This is a genomic window from Novosphingobium hassiacum, from assembly GCF_014196055.1.
GTDB lineage: Bacteria > Pseudomonadota > Alphaproteobacteria > Sphingomonadales > Sphingomonadaceae > Novosphingobium > Novosphingobium hassiacum.
Map to the genome: position 1 here is coordinate 446,351 of NZ_JACICY010000003.1, position 20,576 is coordinate 466,926.

Genomic DNA, 20,576 nt, shown 5'->3' on the forward strand with positions numbered 1-20,576 from the left:
CGGTCCGTTACCCGGGGGTGCCCCTCCCGGTCGCGCTCTTTGTTTTTCTGCCCCCACACCTCGTGGGGTGGCGCCCGCTGATTCTAAATGGCGGCGGGGGGCCCCCCCCCCCCCCCCCACGAACGGAGGTGTGGCGTGGCGCATCTCGTATGCAACACATACGATTTCCTCCATAATTCACCATTCCGAACTTTTCATCCATGTGAAGTTATGGCACAGCGTGGGCAACGAAATCGCAGTGGAGAGTCAATACATGTCCCAAACGCTTGAGCAGGTCATCCAGAGCGCCGGCAACCTCGTCGACTTTGTCCGCAACCAGCAGGTCGGGCCGAACGTCTATCCGGGCGTACCGTCGGAATTCTCGAACTGGCGCGCTGAGCAGTGGGCATGGGGCCATACCGCAGTACTGTACAACCAGTCGTACCACATGGTCGATCTGGCGGTTAAGGGTCCGGACGCTTATCTGATGCTCGAGCATCTGGGCATCAACAGCTTCAAGAACTTCCAGCCCGATCGTGCCAAGCAGTTCGTGCCGGTTACGCCCGACGGCTATGTCATCGGCGACGTGATCCTGTTCTATCTCGATGAGAACCACTTCAACCTCGTCGGCCGCGCGCCGACGATCGAGTGGGTCGAATTCCACGCGGCTAGCGGCAACTGGAACGTGACCGTCGAGCGCGACGAGCGCTGGGCGATGCGCAGCGACGGCAGGCGCAACAGCTATCGCTTTCAGATCCAAGGGCCGAACGCGATGAAGATCATCGAGAAGGCCACCGGCAAGACCCCGCCCGAGCTCAAGTTCTTCCACATGACCCGCCTGACCATCGGCGGCAAGGAAGTGCGCGCGCTGCGTCACGGCATGGCGGGGCAGCCCGGCTTCGAACTGATGGGACCGTGGGAAGATTATGGCGCGGTTCACGCCGCGCTGGTCGAGGCCGGCAAGGCGTTCCAGATGGCGCTGGTCGGCGGCCGCGCCTATTCGTCGAACACGCTGGAATCGGGCTGGATCCCCTCCCCCTTCCCCGCGATCTATACTGGCGAAGCGCTCGCGCCCTACCGCGCATGGCTCACCGACAATTCGTACGAAGCCAAGTGCTCGGTCGGCGGCAGCTATGTGCCCGAAACCATCGAGGGCTACTACACCACGCCTTGGGATCTGGGTTACGGGCCGTTCGTCAAGTTCGACCATGACTTCATCGGCCGCAGCGCGCTCGCGAGGATGGCCGCAGAAGGCAAGCACCGCACCAAGGTGACGCTCGCGCTCGACAACGAAGATGTCATGCGCGTCCAGTCCTCGGCGCTGTCCAATGGTGATCGCGCCAAGTTCATGGAATACCCCAGCGCGGTCTATTCGATGCACCCGTTCGACCAGGTTCTGGTGGACGGCAGACAAGTCGGCCTATCCACCTGGATCGGCTACACCGCCAACGAAGGCAAGTTCCTCACCCTCGCGATGATGGAACCAGGCTTCGAAACGCCGGGCACCGAAGTCAGCCTGCTCTGGGGTGAGCCGAACGGCGGCACCAGCAAGCCGACCGTCGAACCGCACGTCCAGACCGAGATCAAGGCCGTCGTATCGGCCGTGCCTTATGTCGCTGCGGCGCGTGACAACTACGCAGAAGGCTGGCGCACGAAGAAGTAATTCCTCGAACGCCACCTCATGCCGAGAGCGCCGGTCCTTCCCGACAGGACCGGCGCTTTTTTGCGTCTGAATTTTGCAAGCTCGCAAAGGTCCGTCGGCCCCGACTTGATCCGGGCTGAGGCTTTGCTTTCCCACCCGCCGCGCCACAATCAGAAGGAAAAGCCTCACCCCGGATCAAGCCCCGGGCGACGATAAATTTAGGTCGGTTGGTCGCATATTTAGTTTGTGTTGCTAACAATATATGGCAGACTGTATCCAACGAAAATCGAGGATGCCATGGCCCAGAACAACACCATTACCTTCTACGATCTCGCGCTCAGCACCGGCGCAACCATCAGCCCGTTCGTCTGGGCCACCAAATATGCGCTCAAGCACAAAGGCTTCGATCTGGACGTTGTGCCCGGCGGCTTCACCGGCATTCTCGAGCGTACGGGTGGCAAGACCGAACGCCTGCCCGCGATCGTCGACGACGGCGAAACCGTGCTCGATAGCTGGGGCATCATTGAATACCTCGACGCAAAATATCCTGATCGGCCCGCACTGATCCCGCATGAAAGCGTCGCCGCGACCGTAAAGGCGCTCGACAACTGGTTCTGGAACGCAGCGGTCGGCCCGTGGATGTTCTGCTTCTGCCAGGACTACCGCGACCTCTCGCTGCCGCAGGACCACGAATACGTTACCCACAGCCGCGAGAAGATGCTCGGCCGCAAGCTGGAGGACGTTCAGGCCGGACGCGAGGACCGACTGCCCAAGATTTCCGCCGCACTCGAACCGCTGCGCGCCGCGCTCGGCCAGCACCAGTGGCTCGGCGGGTCCACGCCCAACTACGCCGATTACCGCATCATGGGCGGCATCCTGTTCACCGCCTCGGTGTGCAAGACCCCGGTTCTGGCCAATGACGATCCCTTGCGCAATTGGATCGAACGTTGCCTCGATCTGTTTGACGGCTTGGGGCGTCACCCCGGCCTGTTCCCGCTGTTCGGGCTCGAGCAGCGCGAAGGCGATCCCGACCTGTTCAACCGCGCGGCGGGCCAGGGCGGCATCTACAAGCGTAACACCGGCCCGGAATCGACCCGCGCCGAAACACAGCGCATCACTGCCGGTATGAAAGCCTGATGCCGGTGAACCGGCGGCGGATCGCTCCGCCGCCGCTATTCGCCCTGTAGAGCCGCCGCAGCACGCATGACGAGCGCCCGCGTGCGCATCTCAAGCGCTGCATCGAAGCGTACTGCGGGCACCGCAACGCTGATTGCGCCGACTGTCACGCCATCGATTACAACCGGAGCGGCAATCCCGCAGATCCCCGGCGTTGCCTCCTCGCGCGCGACGGTAACACCCTCAGCGCGGATCCGCTCGATGTCGGCCCGCAAGTCGCTCTCATCTACCCGCGTCGTCAGGGTCAGACGCTCGCGTGGCACGTCCGCAAAATACGTCGCCAGTTCGTCCTCAGCCATCGCCGAAAGCAGCACCTTGCCTGCAGCCAAGGCATGCAACGGTCGTCGCGTGCCCGGATCGACGGCATAGCGCAGCGCCTGATCGCTGGCCTCTGTCACCAGTGCCTCGACCTGCCAGCCCTGCCGCACCATGAACGATGACGTCTCGTTGAGTTCGGCACGCAGCGCGCGCACCAGCGGCGTTACGCGATCTTCCAGCGTCAGCGCGGATTGAGGCGCCCGCAGCCGCTCCAGCCCCGGCCCCGGCAGATAGCGGCGCCCCGATCGTGCCAGATATCCCCGCTCGACCAGCGTCGCCAGAAGGTACGAAAGACTGCTGACCGGAATGGCGAGCGCGCCTGCAATCTCCTGCGCCACGGCGCCCTGCCGGTTGGCGACGACGTACTCGATCACATCGAGCGTCCGCATCGCCGACTTGACTGGATTAGAGGGTGGAGCTGCGTTCACGTGAACAACAAGCTACCGCGCCGCTCGGCAAAACGCCAGCCATCCGCCGTCCGCACGAAACGGTCATGGAACGATCCGACCAGCGGCGCGGCCTCGCCGGTAAACAGCAGCATCGCGCTGGTGCCGTGCGCGGTGTCGTCGCTCTCCACGTCGATCACCACATTCGAACAGACATGCCGCGTTACCCTTGCCGGACGGGCCTTGAAAGCGGCCAGAATCGCTTCGCGCCCAACAACCCCCGCGTCCGGCGCGGTCGGGCGGAACATCACGCCATCATGCGCATAAAGCGCCGCAACCTCCTCCCATCGCGCTTCGTCGTTAAGATTGGCGTAGAGCGCGATCAAGCGGGCGCAGTCCGCTTCGGCTGCGCGGCGATCCTTGTTCTTCACAGTCGAGCACCTGCGATGTCCGCACCTTCGCGCAACGACTGCAGCTTGCGCCAGGTCACGATCGGATCGAGCTTACCATAGCCCGCAAACGTGCCGAAGCCGCAGTCGGTGCTGGCTAGAACGCGGTCCGGACCGACGATCGCGGCAAAGCGTTCGATGCGCTGGGCGATCAGTTCGGGATGTTCGATGTAGTTCGAACAGGTGTCGATCAGCCCCGGCGCAAGGACCTTGTGTTCGGGCAGTTTGGCGTCCTGCCACACCTTCCATTCGTGTTCGTGGCGGGGGTTGGCCGCTTCGAACAGGACCGTGGCAGGTCGCGCCTTGAGCACGATGTCGATCACCCGTTCCAGTGGAATGTCGTGATCGTGCGGCCCTTCGTAGTTCCCCCAGCAGATGTGCATGCGCATCTTTTCGGGCGGAATATTCGCCGTCGCCGCATTCAATGCCTCGACGTTGGCCTCGGCGATCTTGAGGAACTCGGCTTCGGTCGCGTCCTGATAACCGGTGTGACGGCTCATCGCCAGATCCGGGCAATCGAGCTGGAGGTAGAAACCCTCCGCTACGATCGTCTCGTATTCCTCGCGCATCGCATCGGCGAGGTCGGCAAGGTAGGCCTCATGGCTCGGATAATGGCGATTGACCTGGAATGCGGTGATCAGCCCCGGCGACGCCGCATTCATGAACGCCTCGGTTCCCGGCGCGGCATGGTTGGCCAGCGCAGATTTGAAGCGGCGAATATCGTCATGCAACGGCTGGAGCGTCACCTTGCGCACCGGACCGATGCACGAGGCACGCACGAACTCCTGGCTGCCCATGATGCCCGAAAGCTTGCGGGCCAGATCGGGCACTTCGGCCAGATCGGCGGCAGGTCGGCGATCGATATGCCCGCCAAAGCCCGACAGGCGTTCGATCATGTATGTCGAATAGCCGACCTTGCCCAGTTCGCCGTCCGAGACGACCGACACCCCGGCTTCGACCTGATGGCGGACGGCTTCATCGACCGCAGCCGCAACTGCGGTGTCGAAAGCCTCGGCGTCATAAGGCTCACCCTTGTCGCGTGCGAGCAGCAATGGGGTCAGTTCGTCCCCGCGCGGAAGGCTTCCAACATGGGTGGTCTTGATCGTCGCCATCGCTACAGCCTCTCACAGTTCATATCTGTGAAAAATTCATAATCGTTTTGGCGCTGCAAACAAGCAACTTTGACACTCGCCCCTCCCCCGCCCATGGAGACCGTCATGAAATTTGCCCATTTCGACACCGACGCCTTTTTGCGCGATCACTGGCAGAAACGCCCGCTACTGATCCGCAACCCGTGGGGCAAATGGCACAACCCGCTCGCCCCGGATGAACTCGCGGGCCTCGCCTGCGAAGAAGGCGTCGAATCGCGTCTGATCTCGCGCGATGGCATCCGGCTGGCGATGGAAAGCGGCCCGCTCCCGGAAGAACGCTTCGGCGAGCTCGGCAAGGACCCCTGGACTCTGCTGGTGCAGGCCGTCGATCATCACGTTCCCGACGTGGCCGCGCTGATCGCCCCGTTCCGCTTCGTGCCCGACTGGCGCATCGACGACGTGATGGTCAGCTATGCCGTCACCGGCGGAGGCGTCGGCCCGCATTTCGATCAGTATGACGTGTTCCTGATCCAGGGCCTCGGCACCCGCCGCTGGCGCGTCGGCCAGCTTTGCGATTCCGCCACACCGCTGCTCCCGCACGAAGACCTGCGCCTGATCGCCAGTTTCGACGTCACGGACGAATGGGATCTCGAACCCGGCGACATTCTCTACGTGCCCCCCGGCTTCGCGCACGATGGCGTCGCGACCAGCGACGACTGCATGACCTACTCGATTGGCTTCCGCGCACCCTCTCGCGCCGAATTGATCGAAGGCTGGTGCGATGCGCTGGTCGATGCCGCCGCGGACGAGGATCGCTACGCCGATCCTGACCTCACGACGCAACTCAACCCCGGCGAGATCCGTGCCGACGCCATTGAACGCATGCACGCGATGGTCACCGAAGCTCTCGCCGATCGCGAAGCCTTCACGCGCTGGGTCGGTCGCCACGTCAGTATTCCCAAGTACCCGGACATGGACTGGCGACCCGAAGAGCAATTGACGCAGGACGCGGTGGGGGACCTGATTGCCGATGGCGCAGAACTATCGCGCAACCCAGCCAGTCGCTTCTCGTTCATCCGCCGGCCCGACGGTGCCATTACGCTGTTCGTCGATGGCGAGGCATATGACTGCACCGCCGAGACCGCCGACTTTGCTGAGCACCTTTGTGCAGGCGCGATGGAGCAGACCGCTGGTTTGCTCGCCGGATCGGCCGAGGCTGTCGCGCTGATAACTACGCTCATCAACCAGGGCAGCCTTGCCTTCGACGCCGAGGATTGACCGCGATGGCCTTGATCGAGTTCAACAAGCCGTTTGGTGTCATGTGCCAGTTCACCAATGAGCCTGGCGGTCCGGTGCGACCGACACTGGCCGATTTCATCAAAATGCCCGGCGTCTATCCCGCAGGCCGCCTCGATCTCGACAGCGAGGGCCTGTTGCTGCTCACCGATGACGGTCGTCTGCAGGCACAGATCGCCGATCCGCGCTTCAAAATGCCAAAAACCTACCTCGTGCAGGTTGAAGGCGATCCCGACGACGCGACGCTTAGCCCGTTACGCATCGGGGTTCGCCTGAAGGACGGCATGACTCTCCCAGCCGAGGTCGAGCGCATCGATGATCCGGCGCTGTGGCCGCGCGATCCGCCCGTCCGCTTCCGCAAGATCGTGCCTGATTGCTGGCTCAAGCTGACCATCCGCGAGGGCCGCAATCGCCAGGTGCGCCGCATGACCGCCGCCGTCGGCCTGCCCACCTTGCGCCTCGTGCGCTGGCGCATCGGCGACTGGTCGCTTGACGGGTTGGCGCAAGGAGAGTGGCGCGAAGCGGCTAGCTGACCCGCCGCTCCTCACCCGGCCGCCGCCCGGTAATTCTCTGATAAAAGCGCGAAAAATAAGACGGGTCGTCAAACCCCAATTCGCCCGCAACCTGCGCTGCCGTCGCGTTGGTATAGCGCAACAGCCTGTGCGCCTCCAACGCCACCCGCCCGTGGATCATTGCCATCGGCGTACACCCGAGCTGCGCCGTGGTCAGCCGCGACAACGTCCGCCGCGTCATTCCCAGCGCATCGGCGTAAAAATCCAGGCCGCGCTGCTGGCGGTAATGCAGTTCCACCAGCTGCCTGAACCGGTCGAGCCGTTTGTCCGCCCGTGCCACGGCATCATCTGTCGCACTCTCACCCGCAAGCGTGCGGATCAACGCTTCCGCAAGTGCAAGGAACAGCGGATCGTGCGCCTGCCACTGCGCCTGCAAAGCCAGCAATTCGCGCGCTAGCCAGAACGCGCGCGTCGCGGCGGCCGCGGACAGCGAAGCCAACCCACCCCGCGCCAAAGCCCTGATCAGCACATCGGCCGGGCCCGTCGCCCTTGTGGAAAAGTCTGTCGATAATGTGAGGACAAACCCGCGGGTCCCTTCGCTGAACCTGAATCCGTGCACCGCAGCGGCGGGCACGATCACCCGACCCGGCCCCTCAAGCCCCTCACCCACACCATCAAGAGTGACCTCGGCATGTCCCTCTTCTACCAGCAGAACCTGCACGAAATGATCATGCCGGTGAACCCCGATCTCCCAGTCGTGAAGCGCGCTACGCTCGGCGATCGTCTCGATATGCGCGAAACTTGCCAAGCCACGCGCGCCGCCTTCGCCGTAGAGTGCGTAGCTGGGAATGGCTTCGTCCATGTCTCGAAAGTACCAGAAGTTTGTCCAAGGCTTGCATTCCTCCGCTCTGCTACCTGTGTCAATCTCTCATGGAAGACGCCCCGATCAGCAGCGGCGCTTGCGGGAGAATTTGCCATGAAAACCCAGGTTGCGATCATCGGAGCCGGCCCTGCAGGCCTTCTCCTCGGCCATCTGCTCAAGGCCGAAGGCGTCGACTGCGTCGTCATCGAACGCCAGACGCCTGATTACGTGCTCGGCCGCATCCGCGCAGGCGTGCTCGAACAGATCACCGTCGACCTGATGGCCCGCCTCGGCCTCGACGAACGGCTGCGCGCCGAAGGCCTCGTCGAGGAAGGCTTCAATCTGGCCGATGGCGAGCGCCTGATCCGCATCGACGTCGCCAACCTCACGGGCCAGACAGTCGTCGTCTACGGCCAGACCGAAATCACCAAGGACCTGATGGACGCCGCCCCCGCGCGCGGTCTGCCGGTCATCTATGGCGCGGAAGATGTCGCCGTGTTCGACATCGAAACCGACGCGCCCTATGTCACTTACACTCTCGACGGAGCCCCCCAGCGCATCGACGCGCGCTTCATCGCTGGATGTGACGGCTTTCACGGTCCTTCGCGAAAGGCGATCCCTGCCAGCGTCGCGCGCGAGTACGAGCGCGTTTACCCCTTCGGCTGGCTTGGCATCCTCGCCGACGTACCGCCGTGCAATCACGAACTGATCTACGCAAACCACCAGCGCGGCTTTGCGCTCGCCTCGATGCGCAGCCACACCCGCAGCCGCTACTACATCGACGTGCCGCTGACCGAGAAGATCGAGGACTGGTCCGACGATCGCATCTGGGATGAGTTGGCAATACGCCTCGGCCCTGACGCTGCGGCAAACATGACGCGCGGCCCATCGATCGAAAAGTCGATTGCACCGCTGCGCTCGTATGTGTTCGAGCCGATGCGGCATGGCAGCCTGCTGCTCTGCGGCGACGCCGCGCATATCGTGCCGCCAACGGGTGCCAAGGGCCTGAACCTTGCCGCCAGCGACGTCCACTACGCGGCCCATGCACTGACGCACTACTTCAAGCGGGCCGACAACGATGCGATCGCTGGCTATTCCGCCAAGGCGCTGGCCCGCGTGTGGAAGTCCGAACGCTTCTCCTGGACCCTGACCAAGCTGATGCACCGCTTTCCCGACGACGGCCCGTTCGAACGCGCCATGCAGGTCGCCGAACTCGACTACATCGCCAGCAGCACGGCTGCGCAGATGAGCATAGCGGAAAACTACGTCGGGCTTCCGGTATAAGGTAGCAGCCCACCCAACCCCTCCCACCTAAGGGAGGGCCTGAGGGTGGGCATTCACCGTCTCGACCACCGCTGACCCTGTAACATCGTCATGCGCCCGTCACATTGACGCGACACAAAGCCCCTGTTTGACAGGGGCTTTTCATCAAATGCGGCACATCGATATCCTGCTGACGGGGGAGTTGGACGGAGGGCGCGAGACGTTCACCCATTCCGATCTGCGGGTCGTATTTCATCGCTGGAAATCGCAGGGCCCGCTGCCGCTCATGGAGGGCCAGCCATGGGCCTTCGTCGATTGGGTTCTGCCCGATATGTCCGGCCTTGAACTGTGCCGCCGCCTGCGCTGTGCTGACGCACTCGGCCAGAACGCGCACATCACCATGATCCTCGAGGAAGATGACGCCGAGACCAAGCGCCGTGCACTCAGAGCAGGCGCTGACGACTACATTATGGGTCCGCTCGATCGCGGCGCGCTGCTCGATCGAGTTCTCTCGGTACAACTCCCTGAGCACGATGCTCCCGCCCGCATGCTCAAGCTCGGCGACCTCTCGCTCGATCTCGCCGCACTGCAGGCCCGCTGGCGCGAACGCGCGCTGATCCTGATGCCCAACGAACTGCGCCTGCTGCGCTACCTGATGGAGCAGCCGGGCCATGTCTTCAGCCGCCAGCAACTGATCACCGCACTCGGCAAGCACGATCAACCGATCGACGAACGCACCGTAGATGCCTGGGTCAGCCGGTTGCGTCGCGCCTTGCGCGATGTCGGCGCGGGATCGCCGCTGCGCACCGTGCGTTCATTGGGGTATGTGCTCGACCGCCCGTGATGTGATACCCGCGTGGCGCAAGCTACGCGAGATCCTCTGAATGTCCGACCGTCTCAAAGTCCTCCTGCAACACATCCTGCCCAAGCAGAGCCTGACGGCATTCGCCGGACGCATTGCCGGAGCGCGCGGTGGCTCGCTCACCACGCGCCTGATCCGCTGGTTCGTCGGCCGCTACAACGTCGATATGGCCGAGGCCGAAAACCCCGACATCGCGCACTATGCCAGCTTCAACGACTTCTTCACCCGACCCTTGAAAGCCGGCGCGCGCCCGCTCGCGCAGGCCGATTTCATCTGCCCGGTAGACGGCGCGATCAGCCAGTTCGGCGCGATCGACGATCACCACATCGTCCAGGCCAAGGGCCACCGCTTCACCACAACCGAACTGGTAGGCGGCGACGCCACGCTTGCCGCCCACTTCCGCCATGGCAGCTTTGCCAACCTCTACCTCTCACCGCGCGATTATCACCGCCTGCACATGCCGTGCGACGGCACGCTGACGCGGATGATCCACGTCCCCGGTGCGCTGTTCTCGGTCAACCCGGTCACCGCGCGCGGCGTGCCCGGCCTGTTTGCGCGCAACGAACGCGTGGTCTGCGTGTTCGAATCCTCAGCCCACGGCCCGTTCGTCATGGTGCTCGTCGGCGCGACCATCGTCGGCAGTATGGCCACTGTGTGGCACGGCGTGGTCAACGCCAAACGCACCGGCAAGCTCTCCGAATGGACTTACGCCCCCGGCGACGTCACCCTGAAACAGGGTGAAGAAATGGGCCGATTCTTGCTCGGCTCGACGATCGTCATGCTGTTCCAGCCCGACACGATCGCGTTCAACCCCGATTGGGCCCCTGAACGAGCCGTGCGCCTCGGCGAAGCGATGGGCACCCGCCCCGCCTAACCCGCCAGAACCGTATCAAGCTGCGTGAACGTCTCACCCATGCCATCGCATGCGCCCGAGGCCAGTTCATCCTCCATTGCCTGCGCGGTCGCAAACACGTTAGAATAAACGACCGTCGTCCGCCCCGCAGCTTCGGCAAACGTCACGCGGGTAACCGGCCCTTCCCCGTTCTCGTCGTTCGTCCAGACCATCAGCGCGCTGGGCACGACCTCAAGATAGCGCCCGAAAAACGCCATGGGCTGGTCCATCGAGGGATGCCCAATCTCGAGCCGATAGGTCCCGCCTGTCCGCACATCCATTTCGCACGAGACAATGGTCATCCCGAAGGACTTCGGCGTCCACCACTGCCGGAACAGCTCAGGCTTCGACCAAGCCTCGAACACCAGCGCGGCAGGGGCATCGAAGCTGCGCGTGATCGCAAACTCACGGTCTGATATGCGCTCGACGCTAACGGAGCGCTTTCCTGAATCCTGGCTCATCGACTTGTCTCCTCTTGTTTCAACTGCTCGATCACCCCGTCAAGGGCATCGAACCGCGCCTCCCACAGCGCACGATACTGCGCGATCCACGCAAGTTCCTCATCCATGCGCCGCGCGCCCAGCCGACACTTGCGCACCCGCCCGACCTTCTGCGTCGCCACGAAGCCCGCCTGCTCCAGCACACCGACATGCTTCTTCATGCCCGTGAGCGTCATGTGGAACTTGTCGGCCAGATCGCTGATCGAAGCGTCCCCTTGCCCAAGCTGCAAAACGACCCCCCGCCGCGTTGCGTCCGACAACGCAGAAAAGGCAGCATCAAGGCGTTCGGGGCTATACTGAACCATATAGTTCAGTGTTTGACATAGACCGCAGCGAGACACAACAAAAAAGAGGCGACCCCATAACAGGGCCGCCTCCAGAGGGGTGGTTGAGGGAAAGGAAAGTCAGAACTTGAGCGAGGCGGACAACGCCAGTGTCCGGCCAACATCGAAGCTGTTCACCTCGACTCGCTTGTCGCCAAGCTGTTGATATTCGATGTTCTTGCGCCCCGTCAGGTTGCGCGCTTCGAACTTCAGCTCGAGCTCCTTGGCGAACAGTTTGAAGCCCTGCCGCGCCACGAAATCCAGACGGAAACCCGGGTCGGCAAAGATGTCGGGCTGGCCGGTGTTGAGAAGCCCGCGGCTGGTCACGCGCTTGCTGGCGTAGCTCAGCAGAAGCGTCTGCTGCGAAAGCCCGTCGGTGTCCTCCAGCCCCAGTTGCACGTTGGCGATGTGCTCGGACTGACCGGTGAGCGGCGAGCCATTGCGGAAGTAGTCCAGCGCACGGCTCGATGCGGCCTGGAAGTACGAGGTCTGGTCGCCTTCCTTCACCTTCAGCTTCGACTTGGTGTACGTGTAGTTCGCCACCACCGCGATGCGACGCGCTGCCCAGAAGTCCCCGCCCATGCTGTCAAGTTCGATGTACTTCTGTGCTTCGAACTCCGCACCGTACAGGTCGGCGGTTGGTGCGTTGGCAAAGCTGGTGATGAAGTTATCGCTTTCCAAAGCGACGAAGCTTTCGATCGGATTGTCGATGCGCTTGAAGAAGCCCGACAACGAGAGCCGCTGGTCGCGGGCGAAGTACCATTCGTAGCGCGCTTCGGCGTTGGTGAGGCGGCTGTCGACCAGATTCGGGTTGCCGCGATACTGGCGGTTGGTGTCGGGATCGAAGTAGAATTGATAGATCAGCTCGCGGAACTGCGGGCGCGCGATCGTCTTGGACGCATTGACGCGCAGTTGCATGTCATCGCGGAACTGCCATGTCAGCGTCGCGGCCGGCAGCCAGTAGTTGTTGTTCAGGCTCGTCGGCGAAGCGCCGGTGAGGCCATCGGCAAACACTGCGATCGGCGAAACGACCAGTTTGGCGGTCTCATAACGAACGCCCGCATCAAGCTGCAGGGTGTCGGTCAGCTGCGCGTCGATCTTGCCGTAGCCCGCATGGTTGCGCAGCGTGGCGAGGAACGCAGGATTACCTTCGTTGGTGTCGATCAGATTGATGTTGAACGCCTCGATCACCGCATTGCTGAGCAGGTAATCGGGGCGGAACAGGTTCACACCGTCGGGCAGATCGACCGCGCGGAACTGGAAGTCGCGGCGCGAACTGGTGCGGCGGGTATCGGTATAGGCATAGCCCACGGTCGCGGTGACTGTCGGAATGATCTTGTACGAGATGTCCGCGCCGCCCGACCACAGGTCTTCGTTGAGGTCGGAAAAGCTGACCGTCGCGCGCCCGGCATTGCCGTCGAGGTTGTTGACAAAATACTGGCCCAGTGGATCGGACGCGACATTGGTGCGTACGTATTCGAAGCTCAGCTCATACGGAGCCTCACGCTGCGAATTGGCATAGCCGCCGCGCAGATCGACGCTGACGCCATCGAACGGCTTGAGCTCCGCGACGATCTGGGTGTCGATCAGCTGGCGTTCGTACCACGCGGTGTCCTGCTGCTGGTAATCGACCGTGGTCTGGTTGCGCTGCCCCAGGCTGACACGCGTGTGCTTCAGCGAGTCCCGGATATACAGGTTGGTCCAGCGGATCTTGTTGCGGCCGAACTCAAGCCCCAGCCCAAGCATGCCGTTGACGACGATGCGGTTGTCGGTCGTAACGCGGCGGAAATCGGACTGCAGGTCGGCAAGGTCGCTGTCGACCGAGGTCTGGGTCAGCGCGTCGCGCGTGGTCCACTTGTTGTTGTAGCCCGCCGTAGCGATCACGCCCAGCGTAGCGCCGCCCAGGTCGAATGTCTTGCCCGCCGACAGCGTACCGGTAAAGTTCGGCGGCATGTTCGGAATGCGCTGGGTCAGGCCGTTGCGGGTATTGACGATGCCCTTGGCCACTTCAGCCGAGTCGACGGTGCCCGAGCTGAGGCGCGCGCCGCTCGCGAAGAAGCTCTGCAGCGCGCCGGTCAGGTCACGCTGGCCATTGTCAAAGCCGGTCCAGTCGGTGCTCGAACCGTAGAACGTATAGCCCAGCTGGTTCGTCGTCTCGGTATCTACGCTGATGCCGCCGCCGATGCTGATGAACGGCTCGTCTGGGGTAGAACGCGTGGTCAAGTTGATCACGCCGCCGCCGAATTCGCCGGGATAGTTCACCGAGTACGACTTCTGCACCAGCGACGATGCGATGATACTGGCAGGAAACAAGTCGAGCGGGACCACACGCTTCAGCGGCTCGGGGCTAGGCAGCGGCGATCCGTTGAGCAGCGCCAGTGAATAGCGATCGCCAAGGCCACGCACATAGACGTAACCGTTGCCGACGACGCTGAGGCCGGTGACGCGGCCCAGGGCGCCGGCAATGTTGCCCTCGCCCGTACGCGCGATTTCGGCAGCACCCAGGATCGAGACCACCTGCGGAGCGGCGCGCTGGATGTTGCGATCACGGTTGCCAGTGACGACGATCTCGCCACCGGGGATCGAGATTTCGGTCGCTTCTTCCTGTGGCGCGGCGCTGTCGGGCGCGGTGGCAGTAGCTGCCTCCTCCGCAGTCTGTGCAGGAGCACCTTGCGCGATCGCGGGCGCCGCATCGGGCGCTGCGGACTGGGCGGCGTCCTGCGCCCAGGCTTGCGCCGGCGTCAGCAACGCAGTGGAAAGCAGCAGCGTGGATGCGAGCCGCAACATGGTCATGATCCTTGTTCCCCCCTGGGGATGTAATGTCATCTGTTGCACAAAAGGGGGCGGCCGGTTGCGGCCACCCCCCGTTGCGTGAAAGGGCGGCCGATCAGGTGATCGGCAGCAGGGTGCACGACGTGCTGGTAGCGCCGAAGTTGGCGGCACCGCTGTTGCAGGTCCATCCGGCATACCAGGTGTCGCTGCTGTCCTTGACCGCACCGATGTAGGTCGTAGCGGCAAAGAACGATGACACCGTGCTGGCGTTGAATGCAGTTACCGCGGTTTCGTTGGCGCCGTTGACGAAGACACCGGTCAGGGTCGAAGTCAGCGAGTCCGAGTTGCCGTTCGCGCCTGCACCGAAGAAACCGGCAACCTGCGTGGCATTGTAGCTGCCGGTGCCGAGATACTTGGTGGAGTTGCAGGTCATCACCACCGAACGCGCGGTGAGGGTCGAAGGCGTGGTGCCCGAACCGTTCATGCGGATGCATTCGTTGTTCGGGGTGTTGATCACGCCGTTGTACAGCGAGATGTCCGAGTTGCCACGGAACAGCAGTGCAGCCTGATCATTTGCTTCGTTGTTGCTGCTGGCCTGAAGCTGCACACCGGTAAAGTTCGAAATCCTCGAAACCTGACGCGGGTTCTGCGTTTCATTGCCGTTGCTGTCGAGCTCCATCAGCGCATCGCCCTGACCTGCCCGCTGGATCAGCAGAAGGTACTGGAGGTTCGCCTGAACGCCGGTGTCCATGTCGAGACTGTCATCGTCCGCACCGACCGAGATGTAGTGCTTCATGTTGACCGTGCCGCCGAAGAATTCAGCACCATCGTCCGAGCTGTTGTAGCTCTGGATATATTCGATGTCCGTGCCCGAGCCGATGCCTTCAAGGGTCAGTGCCTGCAGTTCGGAGTTCGAACCCAGCACGAAGCCCGAGTAGCGGATCTGCACGTACTTCATCGTGCCACTGCTATCAGCCGAATTGGTGCCGCCGAACAGCGCAGGGTCAGCCGCGCCTTCTGTCTGGCGCTCGCAAGTGCTGGCCGTGCCGCCGCTGGCGACCGAACCGGTGGTGCAGTCGGTGATCGGCGCACGGCCCATCAGCACGACGCCGCCCCACTGGCCCTGCGACGTTTCACCGTTCAGGCCGAGCACATTGTCCCGGCTGGTGAAGATGATTGGCGCGGCGACAGTGCCGACCGCGTTGATCTTGTTGCCGCGGTTAACCGCGAGCCAGGACGTGCCGGTGTTACCGAACAGGACCACGCCCGGATCGATCGTGAGCGTGACACCCGTGCTGGTGCTGCTGAAGCCAGCATCGGTGCCGACATCGACACGGCCGTTCATCGAATAGAGCAGGCCTGCGATCTTGGGCAGCGTCGAAGAACGCGTGATCCGCGAAGGCAGCGTGCAAACGCGCCACGAACCCTGCGACGAGGTTACCGTACCGGCATCCGTCAGACCCGCAGGGTCTGCGATGGTCGGGCAGCCGGAAGCCGCGACGACGGTCGGTGCCGAAGTTGGCGTCGGCGTCGGCGTGGGCGTGGGCGTGGGCTGATTGATCACGACGTTGCCGCCGGTGCCGGGCGAAGCGATGTCGGTCGGGCCGCAGCCAGCGAGCGCAATGGCGCTGCAGCCGACAAGGAACAGGCCGTGGAAATTCTTCACGTGAGGTATCCCCCTGGATTCGAGGCAGGAGCCATTCCCGCCGTCTTCGAGGGGTGATCTAGGCTGCTTACATGACAGCCTCTTTGCGGTTTCCTGACAGTTTTATGTCAGATTGTCTGACGGTTATTTGACGATTGCGACGAACCGGCGGAAAACTGCGGGACACAAGTTTGCAGTTTTATGACAATGTTGCAGTTTCGTTGCAGATCACACGAACCGGAGTAACTTCTCCTCATACGAACACACGAACGTCAGATTCGAATCGGAGAGCGTTATGAGCACGAGCCTATTTCTCGCCGCAGCCCTGATGTCGCAGGCACCCGCCATGGTCACAGTTCCCGCCCCAACCGTGCAAGGGAGCGAAGTTGGATACGGTGAACTCGTCGCGGGTCGTCCCGAGGCGGCAATCGCCCGGATCGAACGGGGTGGCCTTGCCCGCGCAGGCGATCCGCTTGCCCTGATCAACCTTGGCACCGCCTATAAGATGGTTGGCCGCAAGGACGAAGCGCAGCGCATGTACCGTGCCGCTGCGACCAGCGACCAGCGCTATGACGTCGAACTTGCAAATGGTCGCTGGGTCGATTCCCGTAGCGCCGCCAACATGGCGATTGCAGGGATCGGTCGCGAAGACGTCCTCGCGCTCAGGTAAGCGGCGGCAGGCGTCGCAACTTTACCAAAGCCTCGTCCAGACTCGATTTGAAGCGGGACCGGTCGGCCTTTCCGAAAGGCGCTGGCCCGCCGATGCGGTCGCCGCCCGCGCGCAGATCAGCCATGATCGCCCGCACCGCCACCGCATTACCGATGGATGCGGCCGTAAACGGTTTGCCGTTCGAAGAGATTACGCTCGACCCCAGCTTCAGGCAGCGGTCGGCCAGCAGGATATCGCCCGTTATCACGACTGATCGCGCCGTCGCATGCTCGACAATCCAGTCGTCTGCGGCATCGAATGCGTCGCTCACCACCTTGCGCGTGATCAGTGAACTCGCCGGAACGCGGATCGGGCTGTTGCTGACCACGATGACCGGCACCTGATGGCGCAAGGCGATGTCGTATATTTCATCCTTGACCGGGCAAGCATCGGCATCGACGAGAATCTGAACCATGCCGCTCCTTAGCGCGGCGCGGCCCGAATGCCAGTCCGCTCACCCCCACAGATGCGCGCGATAACGGTCGAAGCACCGTTCACCACACACAAGTCGCATCAGCGCACCCTCGGCCATCGCCAATGCGCGACGCGGGTCTTCCTCGATCAGGGGGCGGAGCGCCTCGCGGTTCCAGTCCTCGCTGTGCTTCACGTCGAGCACGGCGTGCAGATCGAAATAGCGCCGCTCGCGGTCGTTCAGGCCGATCCGCCGCAGCCCGCGCGCAACGTTCGCCGAACGTCCTGGGGCGGTCAATTCGATCACACCTAACGCGCCGACAGAATGCCACGCAAATCCGCGGTTAGTCGCCATCGCGGTCATCGCGTTGGCCAGCGCGAGGCTCTCCCAGACGGTGTTCTCGATCGTCGGCGCAACTTCGAGCGTGTCTGCCAGCGAGGCCAGCATCGGCCCGTGCATCCCCTTGCGATTGCCGCGCCCCATTTCGTCCCAGTAATTGCGCGCCAGTTCCAGCTTGGCGGTGACCGGCAACTTGACCTGCGTATAGGCAACCAGATCGTCGAACCCGGCCTCGCCGGCCGCTTCCTGCTCGAAGAACCATCGAAGCTGATCTCGCGACGCATGCTCGGCAAGCCATGGGAACAGTGCATCGCCTTGGCCCGGCCCGGTGTCCTTCAGATCCTCGAACCACTCGCCGAACCCCTCGACCGACTGTGGTGCTTCGCGCGCACGATCGGCGACTTCGGCCCGCAGTTCTTCTAGGAACGAGGCCTCCAGCCAGCGAAAATGCGCCTCGGTTTCGAAGTGCTCGGACCAGTTCTCCGCAGGAAATTGCGGTGAGAGGCGCTCACGGTTCCAGTGGGCCAGACCCTGCTGGAGGGCGTCGTTCTGGAACTGCGGTGCCGTCCGCGTTCTTGATAACAGAGTTGTTTGCATGGCCTTTCAACGACATGCCTCACCCCCGGTTCCTTTCCGAACCGCAATATCAGCCTGTCTTCTTCGCCTTGTGCGCGGCCAGCAGTTCATCCAGTTCCGCGATCCGGTCACGCTCTGGTGTCCCCTTGGGCAAGCCCTTCAAGCGGCACGCAGCCCACAGGCTCTTGCGCTCAGCTTCCAGCGCCTTGAGATAGAGATCGGCCATTTGCTATTTCCTTTTTCCGGGCAGTTTGGCGCGCGTCTTGCGCTCGGCCAACGTGCCGGTGTTGGTCTCGTCCTCGGTGGTCAGCTTCTGCCAGCGACCGAGTCGCGCCGGAGTCAAACTCCCCGCCTTTATCGCCGCCTGGATCGCGCACCCAGGCTCGCGCTCATGGCTGCAATTGGTGAAGCGGCATTCGAGCGTCAGCGCCACGATATCGTCGAACACTTCAGCAAGCCCGGTCGCGGCGTCGGACAACTGGAACTCGCGCATCCCCGGCGTGTCCATCAGCCAGCCGCCGCCGTCCAGCCGGTGCATCTGCCGCACCGTGGTGGTGTGCCGCCCCTTGCCGTCCTGCTCGCGCACCGCCTGCGTCAGGATCTCGTCGGACCCGCGCATCGTATTGACCAGCGTCGATTTACCCACGCCCGACGACCCCAGCAGAGCCACCGTCTCGCCCGGCCCGCAGCACGCCGCAAGCCGCGCGACGCTCGCCGGGTCCTTCGCGTTGACCGGTTCGACCTGCAATCCCGGCTGCAAGGCCCCCGCACGCTCGATAAAACTTTCGAGCCGCTCGGCCAGATCGATCTTGGTCAGCACCACCACCGGCCGCACGTTCACCTCGCGCGCAAGCACAAGATAGCGCTCAAGCCGCGGCACGCTGAAGTCCTGGTTGCACGACGCGACAATGAACAGCGTATCGACATTCGCCGCGACCAGCTGCAACCGCCGGTCGTCCCCCGGAGCCCGCCGCTTGAACAAGCTCGCCCGCTCAAGCAAGCGCACCGGCGCATGACTTTCGCGATCGATCAACAGCCAGTCGCCAACCGTCGGGCGATCCTCCTCGCCCGTGGAGTCCGGCATAAACGAGGAAACCTGCGCGTCGATATTCTCGCCCGCCACCGCGACTTCGCCGCGATGCACTGCCATCACGCGTACCGGCTGCAACGTCGCCAGTTCGGTATCCGCCACCTGCGCGCCGAAAAACGGCCGCCAGCCAAGTTCGGTCAATGAAGCGCCGGTCGAATTCATCACGCGGCCCATACAGCGCAAAGCCTCGCTTGGATACGCCGCCTTTTCAACGCTCGCGCAACAGCAGTGCATCCTTCGCCAGATCGTTGCGGATGGCCGTCGCCGCCACCGCCGCCTGCCCCATTGCACTACTGATCTGGTCAAGCCCCTTGGTGACGTCGCCCGCCGCATAAAGCCCGGCAATGCTGGTCCGCTGGTGCGCGTCGATCACCAGACAGCCCTCCTCGCTCGCCTCCGCCCCCAGCGCGACCGCCAGTTCGGACCGGATCACCGACCCCAGCGCCGGGTAGACGCTATCGTAGCCGCACTCGCCCTGCGCCGTCGACACGATGATCTGCCCGCCATCGATCCGCAGAGGGTGGCACGGCCCGTTGACCAAGGTCACGCCAGCATCACGCAAGGCCTGCTGATCCTTGTCCGACAGTGCATGCTCACCATCGGGCGCGATCAGACTGACATCGCGCGTGTACGTGCGCAGAAACAACGCCTCGGCACAGCCGTGATTGCCCGACCCGATCACACCCACGCGCTTGTCGGTCACCTCGTAGCCGTCGCAGATCGGACAATAGCGCAGCAACCCCCGCTCCAGCGCCACGTCATGAATCTCGGGCGCGACCGGCGGGCGATTGTTGACCACCCCGCTCGCCAGCAGCACCGAACGCGCCTCAACCCGCCGACCATCGATCTCGGCGACGAACACTTCGCCCTCGCGCACCAGCTTTTCGACCAGCGCCTGCTCGACCTCCACGCCGAACTCACCCGCCTGCTGGCGCATCCTCGCCAGCAGCTCGGTCCCGGCAACTCCGCCCGGATAGCCTGCATGGTTGTGCGTGCGCGGGATCATAGCGGCGCGGCTCTTTCCGGCATCGACCACCGCGATCCGCAGATGAAACCGCGAAAGATAGATGGCAGCGGTCAGCCCAGCGGGACCTGCGCCGATCACGAGACAATCGAGAGGTTGTGCCATCAATGCGCAAGCCCTGCGCGGGCCAAAGGTTCCTCGATCTGCCCGCGCCGATCACGAAATAAGCCCCGTCGGCTCCGCTCGCCATCTGCTGCCATCGGGATAGAGGCGATCTTCTTTTGGCCGAACATCCGCAACTCGGAGTAATTCAAACTCCATTAGCGCACCATCTGCTATCCAGAACCATCATGATAACGGAGGTAATCGTGCCGAGCTTGGCACGGTGGCTGCACAGTAAAGGCAGACTTATACGAAGTAACCTGCGGGTCTAGCGGCAGGTAATAGGCATTGAAGAAGCCAACGCTACAGCTTGTTTCGATAGAGGCGCCCGCCCTCGGGGGCTACTCCTATGATGG

21 protein-coding genes are annotated in these 20,576 nt (G+C 63.1%); 8 read left to right on the top strand and 13 right to left on the bottom strand.

Going from position 1 to position 20,576, the window contains the following annotated elements:
• The first annotated feature begins 253 nt into the window (after positions 1 to 253).
• Complete coding sequence (desA, locus tag GGQ88_RS09265; RefSeq protein ID WP_183612855.1) at positions 254 to 1,642, top strand: syringate O-demethylase; 1,389 nt, start codon at positions 254 to 256, stop codon at positions 1,640 to 1,642.
• Positions 1,643 to 1,918: 276 nt separating this feature from the next.
• Entirely contained in the window at positions 1,919 to 2,758 is an 840-nt protein-coding gene (locus GGQ88_RS09270; RefSeq protein ID WP_183612856.1) for a beta-etherase, read from the top strand.
• A gap of 35 nt (positions 2,759 to 2,793) precedes the next feature.
• Here GGQ88_RS09270 and GGQ88_RS09275 read toward each other — a convergent pair whose 3' ends face one another.
• From GGQ88_RS09275 to GGQ88_RS09285, 3 genes are read right to left on the bottom strand one after another with little or no spacing between them, the layout of a single operon-like run.
• A complete protein-coding gene (locus tag GGQ88_RS09275; RefSeq protein ID WP_183612857.1) occupies positions 2,794 to 3,543 on the bottom strand; it encodes an IclR family transcriptional regulator domain-containing protein in 750 nt (249 codons plus the stop codon).
• Entirely contained in the window at positions 3,540 to 3,932 is a 393-nt protein-coding gene (locus tag GGQ88_RS09280; protein WP_183612858.1) for a nuclear transport factor 2 family protein, read from the bottom strand. Before GGQ88_RS09280 ends, GGQ88_RS09275 begins: the two co-directional genes overlap by 4 nt.
• The gene (locus GGQ88_RS09285) at positions 3,929 to 5,062 is read right to left on the bottom strand and encodes a cobalamin-independent methionine synthase II family protein (protein WP_183612859.1); all 1,134 of its coding nucleotides are present in this window, start codon (positions 5,060 to 5,062) and stop codon (positions 3,929 to 3,931) included. Before GGQ88_RS09285 ends, GGQ88_RS09280 begins: the two co-directional genes overlap by 4 nt.
• A gap of 105 nt (positions 5,063 to 5,167) precedes the next feature.
• On the opposite strand from GGQ88_RS09285, the gene GGQ88_RS09290 reads away from it, so the two are divergent.
• Together GGQ88_RS09290 and GGQ88_RS09295 are read left to right on the top strand one after the other, a co-directional pair.
• On the top strand, positions 5,168 to 6,319 hold the full coding sequence (locus tag GGQ88_RS09290) for a cupin domain-containing protein (RefSeq protein ID WP_183612860.1): 1,152 nt from the start codon (positions 5,168 to 5,170) through the stop codon (positions 6,317 to 6,319).
• Positions 6,320 to 6,324: 5 nt separating this feature from the next.
• Positions 6,325 to 6,870: a pseudouridine synthase gene (locus GGQ88_RS09295; RefSeq protein WP_183612861.1), complete on the top strand. Its 546-nt coding sequence runs from the start codon at positions 6,325 to 6,327 to the stop codon at positions 6,868 to 6,870.
• On the opposite strand, the gene GGQ88_RS09300 is transcribed toward GGQ88_RS09295, so the two are convergent.
• Positions 6,863 to 7,711: a helix-turn-helix domain-containing protein gene (locus GGQ88_RS09300; RefSeq protein WP_183612862.1), complete on the bottom strand. Its 849-nt coding sequence runs from the start codon at positions 7,709 to 7,711 to the stop codon at positions 6,863 to 6,865. The two genes, GGQ88_RS09295 and GGQ88_RS09300, sit on opposite strands and share 8 nt — an antisense overlap.
• Before the next feature lie 114 nt (positions 7,712 to 7,825).
• Between GGQ88_RS09300 and pobA the strand changes: the two genes are divergently transcribed.
• The 3 genes from pobA to asd all read left to right on the top strand — a co-directional run bounded on the left by pobA (position 7,826) and on the right by asd (position 10,710).
• Positions 7,826 to 8,995, top strand: coding sequence for a 4-hydroxybenzoate 3-monooxygenase (gene pobA / locus GGQ88_RS09305; protein ID WP_183612863.1), 1,170 nt, complete (start codon positions 7,826 to 7,828; stop codon positions 8,993 to 8,995).
• Positions 8,996 to 9,143: 148 nt separating this feature from the next.
• Positions 9,144 to 9,818: a response regulator transcription factor gene (locus GGQ88_RS09310; protein WP_183612864.1), complete on the top strand. Its 675-nt coding sequence runs from the start codon at positions 9,144 to 9,146 to the stop codon at positions 9,816 to 9,818.
• Positions 9,819 to 9,858: 40 nt separating this feature from the next.
• Positions 9,859 to 10,710, top strand: coding sequence for an archaetidylserine decarboxylase (gene asd / locus GGQ88_RS09315; RefSeq protein WP_183612865.1), 852 nt, complete (start codon positions 9,859 to 9,861; stop codon positions 10,708 to 10,710).
• Here the strand turns inward: asd and GGQ88_RS09320 are convergent.
• The 4 genes from GGQ88_RS09320 to GGQ88_RS09335 form a co-directional block, all read right to left on the bottom strand.
• On the bottom strand, positions 10,707 to 11,189 hold the full coding sequence (locus GGQ88_RS09320) for an SRPBCC domain-containing protein (protein ID WP_183612866.1): 483 nt from the start codon (positions 11,187 to 11,189) through the stop codon (positions 10,707 to 10,709). The two genes, asd and GGQ88_RS09320, sit on opposite strands and share 4 nt — an antisense overlap.
• Positions 11,186 to 11,533, bottom strand: coding sequence for an ArsR/SmtB family transcription factor (locus tag GGQ88_RS09325; protein ID WP_183612867.1), 348 nt, complete (start codon positions 11,531 to 11,533; stop codon positions 11,186 to 11,188). Before GGQ88_RS09325 ends, GGQ88_RS09320 begins: the two co-directional genes overlap by 4 nt.
• Before the next feature lie 99 nt (positions 11,534 to 11,632).
• Positions 11,633 to 14,344, bottom strand: coding sequence for a TonB-dependent receptor domain-containing protein (locus GGQ88_RS09330; RefSeq protein WP_183612868.1), 2,712 nt, complete (start codon positions 14,342 to 14,344; stop codon positions 11,633 to 11,635).
• A gap of 94 nt (positions 14,345 to 14,438) precedes the next feature.
• A complete protein-coding gene (locus tag GGQ88_RS09335) occupies positions 14,439 to 15,989 on the bottom strand; it encodes a hypothetical protein (RefSeq protein ID WP_183612869.1) in 1,551 nt (516 codons plus the stop codon).
• Positions 15,990 to 16,263: 274 nt separating this feature from the next.
• Here GGQ88_RS09335 and GGQ88_RS09340 point away from each other — a divergent pair, with 274 nt between their 5' ends.
• Positions 16,264 to 16,638 carry a hypothetical protein gene (locus tag GGQ88_RS09340; protein ID WP_246385703.1) on the top strand — a complete coding sequence of 125 codons (375 nt, stop codon included), beginning with the start codon at positions 16,264 to 16,266 and terminating at the stop codon, positions 16,636 to 16,638.
• Here the strand turns inward: GGQ88_RS09340 and GGQ88_RS09345 are convergent.
• From GGQ88_RS09345 to GGQ88_RS09365, 5 genes are read right to left on the bottom strand one after another with little or no spacing between them, the layout of a single operon-like run.
• Positions 16,631 to 17,092: a YaiI/YqxD family protein gene (locus tag GGQ88_RS09345; RefSeq protein ID WP_183612870.1), complete on the bottom strand. Its 462-nt coding sequence runs from the start codon at positions 17,090 to 17,092 to the stop codon at positions 16,631 to 16,633. The genes GGQ88_RS09340 and GGQ88_RS09345 overlap by 8 nt on opposite strands.
• A gap of 39 nt (positions 17,093 to 17,131) precedes the next feature.
• Positions 17,132 to 18,025, bottom strand: coding sequence for an iron-containing redox enzyme family protein (locus GGQ88_RS09350; RefSeq protein ID WP_183612871.1), 894 nt, complete (start codon positions 18,023 to 18,025; stop codon positions 17,132 to 17,134).
• A 49-nt stretch (positions 18,026 to 18,074) separates the two neighbouring features.
• Entirely contained in the window at positions 18,075 to 18,230 is a 156-nt protein-coding gene (locus GGQ88_RS09355; protein WP_183612872.1) for a hypothetical protein, read from the bottom strand.
• 3 nt (positions 18,231 to 18,233) lie between these two features.
• Positions 18,234 to 19,256, bottom strand: coding sequence for a ribosome small subunit-dependent GTPase A (gene rsgA, locus GGQ88_RS09360; RefSeq protein ID WP_183612873.1), 1,023 nt, complete (start codon positions 19,254 to 19,256; stop codon positions 18,234 to 18,236).
• Positions 19,257 to 19,302: 46 nt separating this feature from the next.
• Entirely contained in the window at positions 19,303 to 20,223 is a 921-nt protein-coding gene (locus tag GGQ88_RS09365; protein ID WP_183612874.1) for an NAD(P)/FAD-dependent oxidoreductase, read from the bottom strand.
• Positions 20,224 to 20,576 lie beyond the last annotated feature (353 nt).

Coding starts and splice junctions, on each gene's coding strand:
- GGQ88_RS09270 (WP_183612856.1), top strand. CDS start 1,919: ATGGCCCAGAACAACACCATTACCTTCTACGATCTCGCGCTCAGCACC.
- asd (WP_183612865.1), top strand. CDS start 9,859: ATGTCCGACCGTCTCAAAGTCCTCCTGCAACACATCCTGCCCAAGCAG.
- GGQ88_RS09325 (WP_183612867.1), bottom strand. CDS start 11,533: ATGGTTCAGTATAGCCCCGAACGCCTTGATGCTGCCTTTTCTGCGTTG.
- GGQ88_RS09290 (WP_183612860.1), top strand. CDS start 5,168: ATGAAATTTGCCCATTTCGACACCGACGCCTTTTTGCGCGATCACTGG.
- GGQ88_RS09355 (WP_183612872.1), bottom strand. CDS start 18,230: ATGGCCGATCTCTATCTCAAGGCGCTGGAAGCTGAGCGCAAGAGCCTG.
- GGQ88_RS09310 (WP_183612864.1), top strand. CDS start 9,144: ATGCGGCACATCGATATCCTGCTGACGGGGGAGTTGGACGGAGGGCGC.
- GGQ88_RS09340 (WP_246385703.1), top strand. CDS start 16,264: ATGAGCACGAGCCTATTTCTCGCCGCAGCCCTGATGTCGCAGGCACCC.
- GGQ88_RS09320 (WP_183612866.1), bottom strand. CDS start 11,189: ATGAGCCAGGATTCAGGAAAGCGCTCCGTTAGCGTCGAGCGCATATCA.
- GGQ88_RS09345 (WP_183612870.1), bottom strand. CDS start 17,092: ATGGTTCAGATTCTCGTCGATGCCGATGCTTGCCCGGTCAAGGATGAA.
- GGQ88_RS09365 (WP_183612874.1), bottom strand. CDS start 20,223: ATGGCACAACCTCTCGATTGTCTCGTGATCGGCGCAGGTCCCGCTGGG.
- GGQ88_RS09350 (WP_183612871.1), bottom strand. CDS start 18,025: ATGCAAACAACTCTGTTATCAAGAACGCGGACGGCACCGCAGTTCCAG.
- GGQ88_RS09295 (WP_183612861.1), top strand. CDS start 6,325: ATGGCCTTGATCGAGTTCAACAAGCCGTTTGGTGTCATGTGCCAGTTC.
- GGQ88_RS09300 (WP_183612862.1), bottom strand. CDS start 7,711: ATGGACGAAGCCATTCCCAGCTACGCACTCTACGGCGAAGGCGGCGCG.
- pobA (WP_183612863.1), top strand. CDS start 7,826: ATGAAAACCCAGGTTGCGATCATCGGAGCCGGCCCTGCAGGCCTTCTC.
- GGQ88_RS09330 (WP_183612868.1), bottom strand. CDS start 14,344: ATGACCATGTTGCGGCTCGCATCCACGCTGCTGCTTTCCACTGCGTTG.
- desA (WP_183612855.1), top strand. CDS start 254: ATGTCCCAAACGCTTGAGCAGGTCATCCAGAGCGCCGGCAACCTCGTC.
- rsgA (WP_183612873.1), bottom strand. CDS start 19,256: ATGAATTCGACCGGCGCTTCATTGACCGAACTTGGCTGGCGGCCGTTT.
- GGQ88_RS09285 (WP_183612859.1), bottom strand. CDS start 5,062: ATGGCGACGATCAAGACCACCCATGTTGGAAGCCTTCCGCGCGGGGAC.